This window comes from Amycolatopsis australiensis (genome assembly GCF_900119165.1).
Lineage (GTDB): Bacteria > Actinomycetota > Actinomycetes > Mycobacteriales > Pseudonocardiaceae > Amycolatopsis > Amycolatopsis australiensis.
Window position 1 is genome coordinate 1,517,574 of the sequence record NZ_FPJG01000006.1, and the last position, 13,518, is coordinate 1,531,091.

At 72.0% G+C, this 13,518-nt stretch carries 15 protein-coding genes; 8 read left to right on the top strand and 7 right to left on the bottom strand.

The features are described 5' to 3' along the window. Positions 1 to 47 precede the first annotated feature (47 nt). The gene (locus BT341_RS08545) at positions 48 to 2,216 is read right to left on the bottom strand and encodes a transglycosylase domain-containing protein (RefSeq protein WP_177328769.1); all 2,169 of its coding nucleotides are present in this window, start codon (positions 2,214 to 2,216) and stop codon (positions 48 to 50) included. A 344-nt stretch (positions 2,217 to 2,560) separates the two neighbouring features. Here BT341_RS08545 and BT341_RS08550 point away from each other — a divergent pair, with 344 nt between their 5' ends. Then, positions 2,561 to 2,857, top strand: coding sequence for a WhiB family transcriptional regulator (locus tag BT341_RS08550; RefSeq protein WP_072475756.1), 297 nt, complete (start codon positions 2,561 to 2,563; stop codon positions 2,855 to 2,857). A 69-nt stretch (positions 2,858 to 2,926) separates the two neighbouring features. On the opposite strand, the gene bagB is transcribed toward BT341_RS08550, so the two are convergent. The 3 genes from bagB to BT341_RS08565 are packed head-to-tail and all read right to left on the bottom strand — an operon-like array spanning position 2,927 to position 5,310. Further along, positions 2,927 to 4,036: an ATPase BagB gene (gene bagB, locus BT341_RS08555; protein WP_143168506.1), complete on the bottom strand. Its 1,110-nt coding sequence runs from the start codon at positions 4,034 to 4,036 to the stop codon at positions 2,927 to 2,929. Next, a complete protein-coding gene (bagA, locus tag BT341_RS08560) occupies positions 4,033 to 5,040 on the bottom strand; it encodes an ATPase BagA (RefSeq protein WP_072475757.1) in 1,008 nt (335 codons plus the stop codon). Before bagA ends, bagB begins: the two co-directional genes overlap by 4 nt. A 21-nt stretch (positions 5,041 to 5,061) precedes the next feature. Beyond that, entirely contained in the window at positions 5,062 to 5,310 is a 249-nt protein-coding gene (locus tag BT341_RS08565) for a hypothetical protein (protein WP_072481857.1), read from the bottom strand. Between the two features lie 200 nt (positions 5,311 to 5,510). On the opposite strand from BT341_RS08565, the gene sp36 reads away from it, so the two are divergent. From sp36 to BT341_RS08600, 7 genes are all read left to right on the top strand, one after another. Beyond that, positions 5,511 to 5,672, top strand: a complete 162-nt coding sequence (gene sp36 / locus BT341_RS44150; protein WP_003068074.1) for a Sp36 family protein — start codon at positions 5,511 to 5,513, stop codon at positions 5,670 to 5,672. A gap of 5 nt (positions 5,673 to 5,677) precedes the next feature. Continuing rightward, positions 5,678 to 6,133, top strand: a complete 456-nt coding sequence (locus tag BT341_RS08575) for a RidA family protein (protein WP_072475758.1) — start codon at positions 5,678 to 5,680, stop codon at positions 6,131 to 6,133. After that, positions 6,133 to 6,759: a hypothetical protein gene (locus BT341_RS08580; protein ID WP_072481858.1), complete on the top strand. Its 627-nt coding sequence runs from the start codon at positions 6,133 to 6,135 to the stop codon at positions 6,757 to 6,759. The genes BT341_RS08575 and BT341_RS08580 overlap by 1 nt, the downstream gene beginning before the upstream one ends. A 36-nt stretch (positions 6,760 to 6,795) precedes the next feature. After that, positions 6,796 to 7,914, top strand: coding sequence for a hypothetical protein (locus BT341_RS08585; protein WP_072475759.1), 1,119 nt, complete (start codon positions 6,796 to 6,798; stop codon positions 7,912 to 7,914). Positions 7,915 to 8,022: 108 nt separating this feature from the next. Then, positions 8,023 to 8,841, top strand: a complete 819-nt coding sequence (locus BT341_RS08590) for an NUDIX hydrolase (protein ID WP_072475760.1) — start codon at positions 8,023 to 8,025, stop codon at positions 8,839 to 8,841. Continuing rightward, on the top strand, positions 8,838 to 9,608 hold the full coding sequence (locus BT341_RS08595) for an MBL fold metallo-hydrolase (RefSeq protein WP_072475761.1): 771 nt from the start codon (positions 8,838 to 8,840) through the stop codon (positions 9,606 to 9,608). Before BT341_RS08590 ends, BT341_RS08595 begins: the two co-directional genes overlap by 4 nt. Next, complete coding sequence (locus BT341_RS08600) at positions 9,605 to 9,859, top strand: glutaredoxin family protein (RefSeq protein ID WP_072475762.1); 255 nt, start codon at positions 9,605 to 9,607, stop codon at positions 9,857 to 9,859. The genes BT341_RS08595 and BT341_RS08600 overlap by 4 nt, the downstream gene beginning before the upstream one ends. Here BT341_RS08600 and BT341_RS08605 read toward each other — a convergent pair. The 3 genes from BT341_RS08605 to BT341_RS08615 all read right to left on the bottom strand — a co-directional run bounded on the left by BT341_RS08605 (position 9,837) and on the right by BT341_RS08615 (position 13,491). Then, positions 9,837 to 11,012 carry a carboxylesterase family protein gene (locus tag BT341_RS08605; RefSeq protein ID WP_072475763.1) on the bottom strand — a complete coding sequence of 392 codons (1,176 nt, stop codon included), beginning with the start codon at positions 11,010 to 11,012 and terminating at the stop codon, positions 9,837 to 9,839. The two genes, BT341_RS08600 and BT341_RS08605, sit on opposite strands and share 23 nt — an antisense overlap. Before the next feature lie 82 nt (positions 11,013 to 11,094). After that, positions 11,095 to 12,156 (bottom strand): DNA polymerase III subunit beta, encoded by a 1,062-nt coding sequence (locus BT341_RS08610; protein ID WP_072475764.1) that lies wholly within the window; start codon positions 12,154 to 12,156, stop codon positions 11,095 to 11,097. Between the two features lie 69 nt (positions 12,157 to 12,225). Further along, the gene (locus tag BT341_RS08615; RefSeq protein ID WP_072475765.1) at positions 12,226 to 13,491 is read right to left on the bottom strand and encodes an MFS transporter; all 1,266 of its coding nucleotides are present in this window, start codon (positions 13,489 to 13,491) and stop codon (positions 12,226 to 12,228) included. Positions 13,492 to 13,518: the final 27 nt, after the last annotated feature.

A 13,518-nucleotide genomic window follows, 5' to 3' on the forward strand; every position in this document is an offset into this window, starting at 1 on the left:
GCGGGCCAAGTCGGTACTCGTCTTGGCCCGCCCGGTCGATTCCAGCGCTAGCGGCCGCCGCCCATGTACTGCGGGTCGGGCTGGGGCAGGTCCGCCGGAGGCTGGCCGTCCATGATGTTCTTCATCGCGCCGAACCATGTCCGCGCCGGGGCCTTGCCACCGAAGATGTTGCCGCTGCCGCACACCCGGACGTTGCCCGGGCCCGCGTCGCAGATGCCGCCCTGGCCGCCGCCGAACTTGAACGTCATCGCCGCGCCCGCCAGTTGCGGTGTGCCGCCCACGAACGTTGCCGAGACGTTGCCCTGGGTCGTTCCGGTTTTGCCGATCATCGGCCGGTCCCAGCCGACGCCGTTCGCCGCCTGGAACGACGTGCCGCCCGGCTGGTCGTCCTTGCTCATGCCGACCGCGAGCGTGTTCGCCAGCGGCTCGGGCACCGCCTGCTCGCACGGCGCTTCCTTGACCGGGATCGCCTGGCCGTTGCGGTCGGTCACGGCCGCGATCGGTGTCGGCGGGCACCAGACGCCGCCGGAGAGGATCGTCGCCGCGACGTTGCCCAGCTCCAGGCCGCTGAGCGGGCTGAAGCCCAGCGTGAACGCGCCGAAGCCCGGCCAGTTGCCCCTCGGGCCGTAGAACTCGGCCTGGCTCAGGCGCTTTTCGTCCTTGTCCGCCTTCGGGTCGACGGTCCCGCCGCCCGCGTTGCTCGCCATCGTGTCGCGCATACCCAGCCGCCGGGCCATGTCGATGCCCGGCGCCGTGCTGCCGAGCCGGTCCTCGAGCTCGACGAACGTGGTGTTCGGCGACGTCGCCAGCGCCGTCTGGATCGTCGCGCCTTCGGCGATCCGGCTGTAGTCGCCGGCGTTGCCGACGCAGTACCAGCGCGAACGCAGTGGCGGCCCGGTCGGCGGGCAGTTGTTGCCGCCACCGGAGAACACGTGCGAGACGTAGGTGTCCGGCACCTGCACCGGCGAGAAGATCCCCGCGATGCCCTTCTCCATGGCCGCGGCCGTGGTGAAGATCTTGTACGTCGACCCCGCGCCACCGGTGTTGTAGACGCCGGTGGGCAGCGCGTACGTCGTCTGGCCGTCATCCTGGTTCTGGCCGTAGTCGCGATTCGCTGCCAGCGCGACCACCTCGTGCCGGTTCTTGCCCGGTTTGACCAGCGACAACGTGTTCGCCACGTACTTCTGGGTCTTGTTGACCTGCGTCTCGGCGGAAACCTTCGCTTCGTGGTTCGCCTTCTCGTCCAGCGTGCTCTTGATCGTGTAGCCGCCGGTGTAGAGCTGGTCCTTGGTGAACCCGGCCTTGATCAGGTAGTCCTCGACGTACTGGCAGAAGAACCCGGACTCCGGGCCCGCGCCGATGCAGTTGGCCGCCGGCTTGGCCGGGAAGTCCGGCACCACGCCCAGCGGCTCGCCCTTGAAGCGGTCCGCGTCGGCCTTGGCCAGCTTCTTGTTGTCCACCATCCGGTCGAGGACCAGGTTGCGGCGCTGGGTGGCCTTGTCCGGGTGCTTCCACGGGTCGTTGTTGATCGGGTTGTTCACCAGACCGGCCAGCAGCGCCGCCTGCGGCACCGTGAGCTTCTCCGGCGTCGTGTTGAAGTAGGCGTGCGCGGCGGCGCCGATCCCGTAGATCTGGCGGGAGAACTCGACGATGTTCAGGTAGCCGGCGAGGATCTGCTGCTTGGACAGCTTCGTCTCGAGCTGGATCGCGATCCGCGCTTCCTTGAGCTTGCGGGCGATCGACTGCTCCTGGGCCTTCTTCTGGCCGACCTGGTCGTTGCGGTAGACAACGTTGATCAGGTAGTTCTTCACGTACTGCTGGGTCAGCGTCGAGGCACCCTGGGTGTCGGCGCCGGTGCTGTTGCTGACGGCCGCGCGCAGCGTGCCCTGCCAGTCGACGCCGTGGTGCTCGTAGAAGCGCTTGTCCTCGACCGAGACGAGTGCCCACTTCATGGCCTCGTTGATCTGGTCCGGGGTGATCGGCAGCCGGTACTGGTCGTACAGCGTCGCGATCGGCTTGCCGGTGCTGTCGGTGACCGTCGTGACCAGCGGCGGCGGGATGTCGGCGAGGTCGGATGAAGTCTTCTCCACCGTCTCGCTCGCCTGGTTGGACATGACACCGGCGGCCCCCACCACCGGGAAGAGCATGCCGGCGACGAGCACCCCCGCGAGCAGGCAGAGGCCGATGAGCTTGAACAAACCATCCGCTTTTCGCACGAGGGCCAGGCTACCCGGAGTGAGTCGGGCGCCGGTGACGCCGTGTCTCCGAGGGTGTGAATTCAGTGACAAAACCGACCCCCTTCGGTGACATCTGGTAACGGAAGGCATCCTGGGTCTCGACGGGGGGAACCGAGGGCCCCTACAGTCCGTCAACGTCTCACGAAGAAAAGCCGACGGATGGATCAACGCGGGTGGGAGCTCGTCTGGTCCGAACGGCGGCACCGGCACCGGGGAGGTGCCCGGGTAACCGACGTGAGCAGAGGGAGACACGCTCGCGGGGGCAAGGGAGCGCATGCCTTTCCCCGCTGGTGCGTCGATCACCAGGGTAGGGAGCTGGGGGTATGGAAACCAACCAGTCGAGCTGGCGAATCAACGCGTCCTGCCGGGACGCCGACCCGGACGGCCTGTTCGTCCGGGGCGCGGAACAGAACCGGGCCAAAGCGGTCTGCATGGGCTGCCCGGTCCGGACCGAATGCCTCGCCGAAGCACTCGACGGCCGGATCAACTTCGGCGTGTGGGGAGGCATGACCGAACGGGAGCGGCGGGCGTTGCTGCGCCGCCGCCCCGACGTGGTGAGCTGGGCGGACCTGCTCGAAGCGGCCAAGCGGGACGCGCAGGAGCGGGTCGAGGTCGGCTGAGAAGCCACAGCCGGTCGTGAGTGAGAAACAGGGTTAGAACACTGTTTCTCACTCACGACGGATGGACTGTCAACCGGCGAGCTTCGTGCCGATGTCGCGCAGGCCGTCGAGGTCGTGCACGTCGCCGGCCAGCGCGGGCACCCGGGCCAGCGCCACCTCGGGGTGCGCCCGGGTGAACCGCGCGAGCAGGCGCTCCTCGCGGGCGGCCAGGTCCACGCGGTCCGCGTGCAGCCGCAGCACGGCCTCGGCCAGGGGCGCGTTCTGCAGGGACTCGGCCGCGGCGCGCGCCTCCGCGCCGGACAGCTTCGCGAGCACCGGGTGCGTCCGGTTCGCGATCAGCCCGGCCAGCGGCATCGACTCCGCGGACAGCCGCTCCACGAAGTAGGACGCCTCGCGCAGCGCGTCCGGCTCCGGCGCGGCCACGACCAGGAACGACGTCCCGGACGAGCGCAGCAGCTCCGCCGTCTTGCGGGCACGCTCGCGGAAGCCGCCGAACATGCTGTCGAAGGCCTGCATGAACGCCGACGCGTCGGTCAGCAGCTGGCCGCCGATGATCGTCGACACGGCCTTGGCGAACATCGAGAACCCGGCGTTGACGACCTTGCGCAGGCCCCAGCCGCCTGCCTTCGCCGGGCCGGTGAGCAGCCGGATCATCCGGCCGTCCAAAGCGGACGAGAGCCGGGTCGGCGCGTCCAGGAAGTCCAGCGCGGACCGGCTCGGCGGGGTGTCGACGACGATCAGGTCCCAGTCGCCGGTGGCCGCGAGCTGGCCCAGCTTCTCCATCGCCATGTACTCCTGCGTGCCGGAGAACGACGTGGAAATCGTCTGGTAGAAGGGGTTCTGCAGGAGCGCTTCCGCGCGTTCCGGGCCGGCGTGCACGCGCACCATGTCGTCGAAGGTGCGGCGCATGTCGAGCATCATCGCCCACAGCTCGCCCTTGGGCTCGAACCCTTCGACCTGCACCTGCTTCGGGTGGTTGCCCAGTTCGCGCAGGCCGAGCGCCTGCGCCAGCCGCCGCGCGGGGTCGATCGTCAGCACCACGGTCTGGCGGCCACGCTCGGCCGCGCGCAACGCCAGTGCCGCCGCCGTCGTCGTCTTGCCGACGCCGCCGGAACCGCAGCAGACGATCACGCGGCTCTCCGGGTCGTCGAGCATCGCGTCGATGTCGATGGTCGTCACAACCGCACCCCCTGGTCGGTCAGGGCCTCGGCCAGGTCGTACAGGGCCGCGACGTCGACGCCGTCGGTCACGTCCGGCAGCTCGAGGGTCGGCAGGTCGGCCTCGGCGAGCTGCTCGCGCGCCCGCTGCTCGGCCGCGACCCGCACGGCGTGCTCGACGGTCTCCTCGACCAGTGCTTCCAGGGTGTCCTCCGGCAGCTTGAGCCCGGCGGAAGCGAGCCCGGCGCGCACGCGGGAGGCGTCGACGCGCCCGTCCGCGGCGGCGGTCACCGAGCGGGCGGGCAGCCGCGGCGGCCGGACCCGGTTGACCAGCACCGCGCCCGGGCGCAGGTCGGCGCCGTCCAGTTCGGCGACGGCCTCGACGGTCTCGCGGACCGGCATCTCCTCCAGCAGCGTGGCCAGGTGGATCACGGTTTCGCCGGAGTGCAGCAGCCGCACCACGCCTTCGGCCTGGCCGCGGATCGGGCCGGTCTTCGCGAGGTCGGTGAGGGCCTTGGTGACGTCGAGGAACTTGACGACCCGGCCGGTCGGCGGCGAGTCGACGACGACGGCGTCGTAGGTGTGCCGCCCGTCGGACTCGGTGCGGCCGACGCACTCCTTGATCTTCCCGGTGAGCAGGACGTCACGCAGGCCCGGCGCGAGCGTGGTCGCGAACTCGATCGCGCCCATCCGCCGCAGCGTCCGGCCGGCGAAGCCGAGGTTGTAGAACATCTCGAAGTACTCGAGCAGCGCGGCTTCGACGTCGACGTGCAGCGCGCGCAGCTCCCCGCCACCCGGGACGGCGGCGATGCGCTGCTCGGCGTAGGGCAGCGGCTCGGTGTCGAAGAGCTGGGCGATGCCCTGGCGGCCCTCGACCTCGATGAGCAGCACGCGACGGCCGTCACGGGCGAGCGCGAGCCCGAGCGCGGCGGCCAGCGTCGTCTTGCCGGTCCCGCCCTTGCCGGTGACGAAGTGCAGCCGGGCACGGGCAAGCTCGTCGGTCCAGCCGGCATGGGGAGTGGTCACTTCTTCACCCTAAATCAGCGTTCAGCTGGCCAGCAGCATGACGCTGACCGCAGCCGCGACCGCCGCGACCAGCACCCAGGCGACGAGCCCCGGCAGCACGGTGAGGGTGAGCACGCCGAGCACGACCAGCAGCGTGAAGGTGATCACCCCGCCGACGGCGACCTGCCCGGAACTCTGCGTCCGGTCCCGCACCTTGGCCATCACGACGAGCACCATGGGCAGCCCGGCCGCCGCGAGCAGCACGGTCGCGATCACGCGCCACGTTTCCACGAAACGCACGCTAGCGGGGTCCCGAGCGCCCCAATGCGGCCTTGGTTGCGTCTGACGCACCGAAGGCCGCCTTGGTTGCGTCACACGCACCGAAGGCCGCCTTGGGGCGCTCGTGAAATGGGCCACACTCCGGCGCGTCGCGGCCCGAAACCCGGCGGCCGTCCCCGGCGGCCTTGCCCGCTTGGCTACGCTCCCGGTTCATGAGCGCCACCAAGTGGGAGTACGCGACCGTCCCTCTGCTGATCCACGCCACCAAGCAGATCCTCGACCAGTGGGGCGAGGACGGCTGGGAGCTGGTGACCGTGCTGCCGAACCCGAGCGGCGAGCAGCACGTCGCGTACCTCAAGCGTCCGAAGGGCTGATCCGCGTGAGCTGGAGCGAACGGCTGAAGGAACTCGGCGTCGAGCTGCCCGGCGTGGCCGCTCCGCTGGCCGCCTACGTCCCCGCCGTCCAGAGCGGCAAGCACGTCTACACCTCCGGCCAGCTGCCGTTCGTCGAGGGCGTGCTCGCCGCGACCGGCAAGGTCGGTGCCGAGATCAGCCCCGAAGAGGCGAAGGGCCACGCCCGCACCGCGGCACTCAACGCGCTCGCGGCCGTGCACGCGCTGGTCGGCATTGACAACGTCACCCGGATCGTCAAGGTTGTCGGCTTCGTGGCTTCCGCGGAGGGCTTCACCGGCCAGCCCGCGGTCGTCAACGGCGCGTCCGAGCTGCTCGGTGAGGTCTTCGGCGACGCGGGGGTCCACGCCCGCTCGGCCGTCGGCGTCGCGGAGCTGCCGATCGGCTCGCCGGTGGAGGTCGAACTCATCGTGGAGGTGCAGTGATGGACCCGGACATCGAGCAGTCCACCCACGAGCTGCTGCTCCGGCTGGCCGGGCGGCTTCCCGACCAGCTGCTGTGGCGGTTCCGCGACTGGCTCGGCGAAGGCGCCATGGGCACGCTCGCCCGGACCCTGCCGAGGTCTTTGCTTAAGCACAGGATCGACCTGGACCAGACGGAGTACCGCCTGCTCGTAGCCGGTCTCATCCCGCACGGCGCGGACTGGCACCAGGTCAGTTCGACGCTGGGGGTAGACGACGTCAGCGAGAACCGGTACACATTCACGTCGAGTGCGCCCGAATGGGTTAACTCGGTCGACTCCGTGTCCGTTCTGATCCACGCAACGTTGCGGGGTCGCCCGGACGTCGGGGAAGTGCGGCAGAGCTGGCGACACGTCGGTGTGGTCGGGCAGGGGACCGCCAAGCGCGTCCTGCTGATCACCGCGCAGGCGGGGCTGCCGAGGTTGACCGGCGAACTGCAGCGGGTGTTGCGGGTGCTGGGCGACGAAGAGCCCAGCGTCGAGGTCATCCCGCCGCGCTTCGACCTGCCGGGGTACCACCGGGCCGCGCTGGCCGACTCAGAGCTGGTCTGCGTGGGCGCGGTGGCGGGGAACCGGCTCGTAGCCGCATAACGCTCGCCCGCCAGCGAGCTGGGAGGGAGCAAGGCAATGGTGGAGGTTCACGACGGCCCGCCCATGGACGGGTTCTCGGTGCCCCTGCGCCTGCACAACCTGTTGCTGGCCCTGGCGGGCCGGATCGACGACAGCGCGCTCACCGAAGCGCGTGAGCTGATCGCCCGTGCGCACATCGACGAGGCGGTCGAGCTGACCACCGGCACGCTCATCGCGGGCCGGATCCCGGTCAGCTCCGCCGAGCAGCGCGAGCTGGCGCTGGTCCTCGAGATGAGCCGGTCGGACGCGACGCTGGCGAACGACCTGCTGGTCGACGAGTCCGAGCCGGTGAACACGCACCGGTTCAGCGGCGAGAACTCCCCGGAGTTCGGCATCGCCGAGGCGCTCGACCGGACGCTGCAGGTGCTGCCGGACGTCCGCTCGGTGCACGCGGTGTGGCGCAACACCCCGGCCGGCAGCGTGCCGGGCGCGCTGCCGCAGCGCGTGGTGCTCGTCGAGCTGGGGCCGGAGGGCAACCCGCCGGCCGTGGCGTTCCGCGTCGACACGGCGCTGCGCCGGGCCGGGATCCACTCGGTCGTCGAGGTCAGCGGTCCCGGTGTCGCGCACTCGGAGTACCACCAGGCCGCTTCGGCGGCCGCGTCGCCGGCGTGGGTGACCGGGAGCTCGACTTCGAGCGCGTCGTCGTACCGGCCGGAGCCGGCCAAGCCGTCGTCGCCGGTGACGCCGGAGCCGGTCGCGGAGTCGGGTAGCAGGCACAGCATGCGGTCGAGCGCGACCGCGTCGGCCGAGCCGGTCGCCCCGGTGGTGCCGATCGTGTCGCCGCCCGCCGCCGAGACGCCCCGCAAGGCGCGGTCCGAGACGCGCGCCGAGCGCACCGCCGACCTGACGCCGGCGGAGGTCGCGCAGCTGCGGCAGGCGCTGGCCGAAGACCCGGAGAAGGGCCGCGAGATCGCCGCGGGCAAGCCGTCGATGCACGAGGTCGTCGAGCTGCCCGCGCTCGACCTGGACGACCCGAGCCTCAGCGAGCGCGACCGGGCGCTGCTGCGCGAGCTGCACGCCGAGCTGGCCGAGCGCGAGCGGGCCGAGGCGGCGAAGATGCGGCTCAACGGTGCTTCGCGCTCCGGCGGCGACCAGCGCGGCTGGACCGCCCCCTAGGTTCGTCACCGCGAAAGGCGCCACTTCCGCCGGAAGTGGCGCCTTTCCGCTGTCTGGGACGCCACAACTGCGCGACGGAACGCCGGGTGGCAGAGGTATGTTGCCCGGGTGGAGCAGCCAACGGAGTTTGTTTTCGACATCCCGGTCGGCGCCGGGGTGGCGACCCGCGCCAACGCCGACGGCCCGCCGGCGAAGCCGAAGAACGCGGCCACCGTGATCCTGGTCCGGGACGGCGCCGACGGTGTCGAGGTCTTCCTGCAGCACCGGGTCAAGGGCATGCCGTTCGCGGGCGGCATGACGGTCTTCCCCGGCGGTGGCGTCGACCAGCGCGACGCCGACGCGTCGGTGGCGTGGGCCGGGCCGGAGCCGTCGTGGTGGGCCTCGCGGTTCGGCTGCGACGAGGCCCTCGCCCGGGCGCTGACCTGCGCCGCCGTGCGCGAGACGTTCGAGGAGTCCGGCGTCCTGCTCGCGGGCGGCGCGGACACCGTGCTCACCGACGTCACGCCGTACGCGGCCGCCCGCCAGGCCCTGGAGACGCGCGAGGTGTCGCTGGCCGGATTCCTCGCCGACGCCGGCCTGACGCTGCGCGCCGACCTGCTGCGGCCGTGGGCGCACTGGATCACGCCCGAGCAGGAGCCGCGCCGGTACGACACCCGCTTCTACGTCGCCAAGCTGCCGGACGGCCAGCAGGCCGACGGCGCGACGTCGGAGGCGTCGGGTTCCGGCTGGCAGCGTCCCGAGGAGGCGATCGCCGACGCGCGCGAAGGCCGCCGGATGCTCATGCCGCCGACGTGGCTCACGCTGAGCGAGCTGGCCGAGTTCGCGACGGCCGACGACATCCTGAACGCGCCGCGCGAGATCGTCCGCATCGCGCCGACGCTCGTCCGCGACAACGACCAGGTCCGCGTCGTGCTGGAGAAGCGATGACCGCCCCCGCGTACGGCGTGCTCCGCCAGGTGTCCGAGACGGCTTCGGTGCTGCTGGAGAACAACCCGTCGTCGATGACGCTCGAAGGCACGAACAGCTGGGTGCTGCGGGCGACGCCGGAGACGCCGGCCGTCGTCGTCGACCCGGGCTACCGCGACCTCGAGCACCTGGAGCTGCTGGCCGGGGCCGGCGCGGTCGAGCTGGTCCTGCTGACGCACTTCCACCCCGACCACGCCGAGGGCGCGCCGTGGTTCGCCGAGCGCGTGGGCGCGCCGGTGCGGGCGTTCGACCCGGCGCTCTGCGTCGCTGCGTCGTCCTTTGTGGACGGTGAAGTGATTTCCGCGGGCGGCCTGTCGATCCGGGTCCTGCACACGCCGGGGCACACGGACGACTCGGTGTCGCTGGTTCTAGACGGCCAGGTGCTGACCGGCGACACCGTGCTCGGCCGCGGCACCACGGTGCTGCACGACCTCGGTGACTACCTGCGCTCGCTGCGCAAGCTGATCGAGCTGCCGGCGAGCACGCTGGGCCTGCCCGGGCACGGTCCGGAGCTGCCCGATCTGCCCGCGACCGCCCGCGAGTACCTCGCCCACCGGGAACAGCGGCTCGACCAGGTGCGTTCGGCCTTGGAGACGCTCGGGGCGGACGCCACGCCGCGCCAGGTCGTCGAGGTCGTGTACGCCGACGTCGACCGGGCGCTGTGGGCGCCCGCCGAGCTGAGCGTGCAGGCGCAGCTGGACTACTTGCGGTCGGAGGAGCAGGGATGAGCAACGTCGAGGTCGAGTTCTACTGGCGGCCGGGGTGCGGGTTCTGCGCGGCGCTGGACCGGCCGCTGTCGAAGAGCGGCTTCAACATCCGGAAGATCAACATCTGGGAGGACCCGGCGGCCGCCGCGCGGGTGCGCGAGGTCGCGAACGGCAACGAGACCGTCCCGACGGTGATCGTCGGGTCGAAGGCCATGGTCAACCCCTCGTTCGCCGAGGTCGAGGCGGCGGTCAAGGCCGCGTCCGCGGACTGATCGCGTCCCACTCCGGGCTGGGCCGCTTTCCGTGCAGGAAGGCGGCCCAGACGTCCCGTAGCCCGGTTTCCTCCTCAAGGCCCTTCGGGGCGCCTTCGAGCATCGGCGCGTCCCAGACGTCATGGGTGCCGAAGAGGAACGGGATGTCGATGCAGTGGCAGGCACCGAACCGGTTGCCGGGCGCCTGCCAGTCGAAGCGGTAGGCGAAGGCGCCGAGCTTCGTGGCCAGCGCGCTGCCGTCGAAGAAGCTGTTGGCGGCTTCGACGGCTTCCGCCGGCGCGTCGGGGACGAACGCGCGCAGCTCCTCGCGGGTCCAGCTGATCAGCGCCGGTCCCGGTGGCGCGGCCTCGACGAGGTCCGCCGCGACGAGGTCGTCGTCGGCGACGAGCTGGAACGGCGGCTCGATCGAGCCGGGCTTCCCGGGCACGGAAACCTGAGCGGCCAGCAGCCGGCCCACCGGCGCGGTCCGGATGTCGTCCCCGAGGTTGCGCTGCAGCAGCAGCGCGTTCCGGTGCGCATCGTTCCATGTGGACGGAGCCATGCCGAGCGGCGCGCTCTGCAGGGCGATCCGCTTGACGAGCCCGTTGGCACGCGGAGACGACCACAGGGCGAGCGTCGACTGCGCACCGGCCGACTGCCCGCTGAGCATGACCTCGCCGGGATCCCCGCCGAACGCGGCGATGTTGTCCCGGACCCATTCGAGCGCGGCGAGCTGGTCGGCGATCCCGAGGTTGGGCGGAACACCGTCGAGGGCGGCGAACCCGAGAACGCCGAGCCGGTAGTTGAGCGTCACGACGACGACGTCGGCTTCGCGGGCCAGGCGCGTGCCGGTGTACCAGACCTGCCCGCCGGAACCGCTGGAGAACCCACCGCCGTGGATCCACACGAGCACGGGCCGGCTCCCGGCGGTCGACGGCGTGAAGACGTTGAGCGAAAGGCAGTCCTCGCTCTGCGGCAGCGGCATGGGCCCGAGGGCGTGTTCCAGCCGTGACGGCGGTTGCGGCGCCGCGGGGCCTGGTTCCAGGGCGTCGCGGACTCCGGTCCACGGCTGGGGTGGCTTCGGTGGTTCGAAGCGTTTCGCCGTGGCGTACGGAATGCCTTTGAAGGCGCCGTGGGCCCCGCGGATCCGGCCGCTGCCGGTCTCGACGATCATGGTGCTCCTCGAAGGGTCGGGAGGTGCTGCCAGACCAGCTTGCGCGCTCCCCCCGAATCCGCAACGGCGACTTCAAGCTGCCTCAGCGGGCCAGCATCGGCATCAGGTAGTACGTCAGCTCCACCTCCCCGGGCTGGGCGGCGCGCAGGACGCACGCCCGCATTCCCGGCTGGATCGACAGCTCCACCCGCTCGCCCGCGAAGGCGTGCAGGGCGTCCAGCAGGTACCTCGCCTGGAACGACGGGGACGTCCGGCCTCCGCTGACGTCCGCCTTCAGCGTCTCCTCCGCTTCGCCCGTGTCCTGGCGGGCGCTCGCCAGGCGGACCTGGGTGTCGCCCACTTCCAGCGTCAGGACGCGGCGGTCCTCCGCGTACACCCCGACGCGGCGGACCGCTGCCGCCAACGCGTCCGCGTTCAGGGTGACCGTCGTGTCCACCGAGCGCGTGGGGATCGCGTCCGGGGACAGGAAGCCCGCGTCGAGGACCGCCGTGCCGATCAGGCCGCCTTGCCAGCTCAGGCCGAAGCGGCCCGGGCCCGCGTGCAGCCCGACGACGCCCTTCGCCTGGCGGGCGGCTTCCGTCAGCAGCGCCGCCGGTACCAGCACGTCCAGCGCGCCCGGTGACCGCAACGGCAGCCGGGCCACCGCCATCCGGTAGCGGTCCGACGCGGTCAGGGTGAGGTGCTCGCCCGCCTGCAGGCGGACGCCGGTGAACAGCGGGAGCGGGTCGTCCTTCGCCGCCGTTCCCGCGACGATCCGCAACGCCGACGCGAACGTCGTGCCGTCCACTTCGGACACGCGGGGCGGCTCGGCGTCCGGTGGCGCCGAGCCGGCGGAGAGGAGTGGCAGCGCGAAGCGGGCGTTGTCCAGCCGCAGCGCCAGGCGCGTGCCTTCGACGACCAGGCGCACCACGTCGGTGTCGAGCATCTTGAGCGTCTCGGCGAGGGGCGCCGCCGGGACGGCGACCGAGCCGTCGGTGTGGGTGGTCGCCGGGCAGCCGAACCGGACGGTGAGATCCGGATCGCTCCCGGCCACCGTCAGCCCGCCGGCGTCGGCACGCAGCCGCAGCGCGGCGCGGGCGGGCAGCAGCCGGCCAGCAGCGGAGACGGCCGCCGAGAGGCGGTGGGCAGGCGCGGTGACGTCCATGCCCCGCAAGCTAGCGGCCGGCACCGACAAAACCGCGCCGCAAGCCGCTGACCAGGGGGCGTGGCAGGCCTACCGGCCCGCGCCCACGAGCGAAGGCGACTCCGCCGCCGAACCCGGCGAGGCCGGCCGCACCGTTCCGCGCAGCGCCCAGACGACCGCGGCCAACACCAGGCCCGCCGCGCTCGCCGCCAGGAACGCCGCTCCGGGGCCCGCGTGCTCCACCACGTACCCGCTCACCGACTGGCCCGCCGCCAGGCCCAGCGTCACCGCCGTCAGCACCCAGCCGAACGCCTCGGCCGCCGTGCCCTCCGGTGCCACGACTTCGATCGCCGTCGAGTGGGTCGTCGATTGCGGGGTGATCAACGCCCCCGCCAGCAGCATCATCAGCGCCAGGCCCCACAGCGACGACGGCCACGCGAGCAGCGCCACCAGCGCGCCGAACCCGCCGAGCAGCGCCGGCAGCCGCAGGCCCAGCCGGCGCGGCCACGGCCGGAGGCTGTAGGCCACGCCGAACGCCACCGAGCTCAGCGACCACGCCGACAGCAGCAGGCCACCCACCGACGCGTGACCCGCCTCGGTCGCCGACGCCGGCACCGCGACCTCCACGAACCCGATCACCACGCCGAAGCCGAGCGCCGCGAGCGCCAGGGTCCGCATGCCCGGGCTCGCCAGCGCGCCCAGCAGCGAGCCGTGCGAGCCCGAAGCCGGGCCCCACGCCCGGACGGCCGGGCTCAGCGCGAACAGCACCGCGCCGACGAACTGCAGCGCGACGCCCAGTACCAGGCCGGTGCCGGCCCACGGCGCCATCACCAGCAGCCCGGCGACGCCGGGACCGAGGATGAAGAACACCTCCATGCTGATCGCCTCGTACGAGAAGGCCGCGTTGCGCGCGCCGCCCGGGGGCAGCAGCCGCGTCCACAACGCACGGGATGCCGAGCCGACCATCGGTTCCGACAGCCCGGTGGCGCCCGCGAACGCGACCAGCACCGCCGTCGGGGCGTGCGACTCGATCGCCGTCACCAGCGCGGTCATCGAGAGCGCCAGCAGCAGCGCGACGACCAGCAGCGGCCGCGTCGGCCCGAACCGGTCGATCAGCCTGCCCTGGATCACCGCGCCCACCGACACCCCGACGAGTGAACCGGCCGAGACGAGCCCGGCCGCGGCGAAGGACCCGGTCTCGCGCTGGACGTAGAGCAGCGCGGAGATGCCGATCATCGCGATCGGCAGGCGAGCCAGCACCGACGCGACCGCGGGCCGGCGAGCGGCGCGGGTCGTCAGAGCGGCGCGGTAGTCGGCGAGGGACGTACGGCTTTCGTGGGAGACAGACTGGGACACGCGTACCAGTATGCCGGAGAGTGGTAC

Excerpts from the sequence above, each read along its gene's own strand:
- BT341_RS08610 (WP_072475764.1), bottom strand. The coding sequence starts at position 12,156 with ATGGACGTCACCGCGCCTGCCCACCGCCTCTCGGCGGCCGTCTCCGCT.
- BT341_RS08600 (WP_072475762.1), top strand. The coding sequence starts at position 9,605 with ATGAGCAACGTCGAGGTCGAGTTCTACTGGCGGCCGGGGTGCGGGTTC.
- BT341_RS08585 (WP_072475759.1), top strand. The coding sequence starts at position 6,796 with ATGGTGGAGGTTCACGACGGCCCGCCCATGGACGGGTTCTCGGTGCCC.
- sp36 (WP_003068074.1), top strand. The coding sequence starts at position 5,511 with ATGAGCGCCACCAAGTGGGAGTACGCGACCGTCCCTCTGCTGATCCAC.
- BT341_RS08550 (WP_072475756.1), top strand. The coding sequence starts at position 2,561 with ATGGAAACCAACCAGTCGAGCTGGCGAATCAACGCGTCCTGCCGGGAC.
- BT341_RS08605 (WP_072475763.1), bottom strand. The coding sequence starts at position 11,012 with ATGATCGTCGAGACCGGCAGCGGCCGGATCCGCGGGGCCCACGGCGCC.
- BT341_RS08580 (WP_072481858.1), top strand. The coding sequence starts at position 6,133 with ATGGACCCGGACATCGAGCAGTCCACCCACGAGCTGCTGCTCCGGCTG.
- BT341_RS08595 (WP_072475761.1), top strand. The coding sequence starts at position 8,838 with ATGACCGCCCCCGCGTACGGCGTGCTCCGCCAGGTGTCCGAGACGGCT.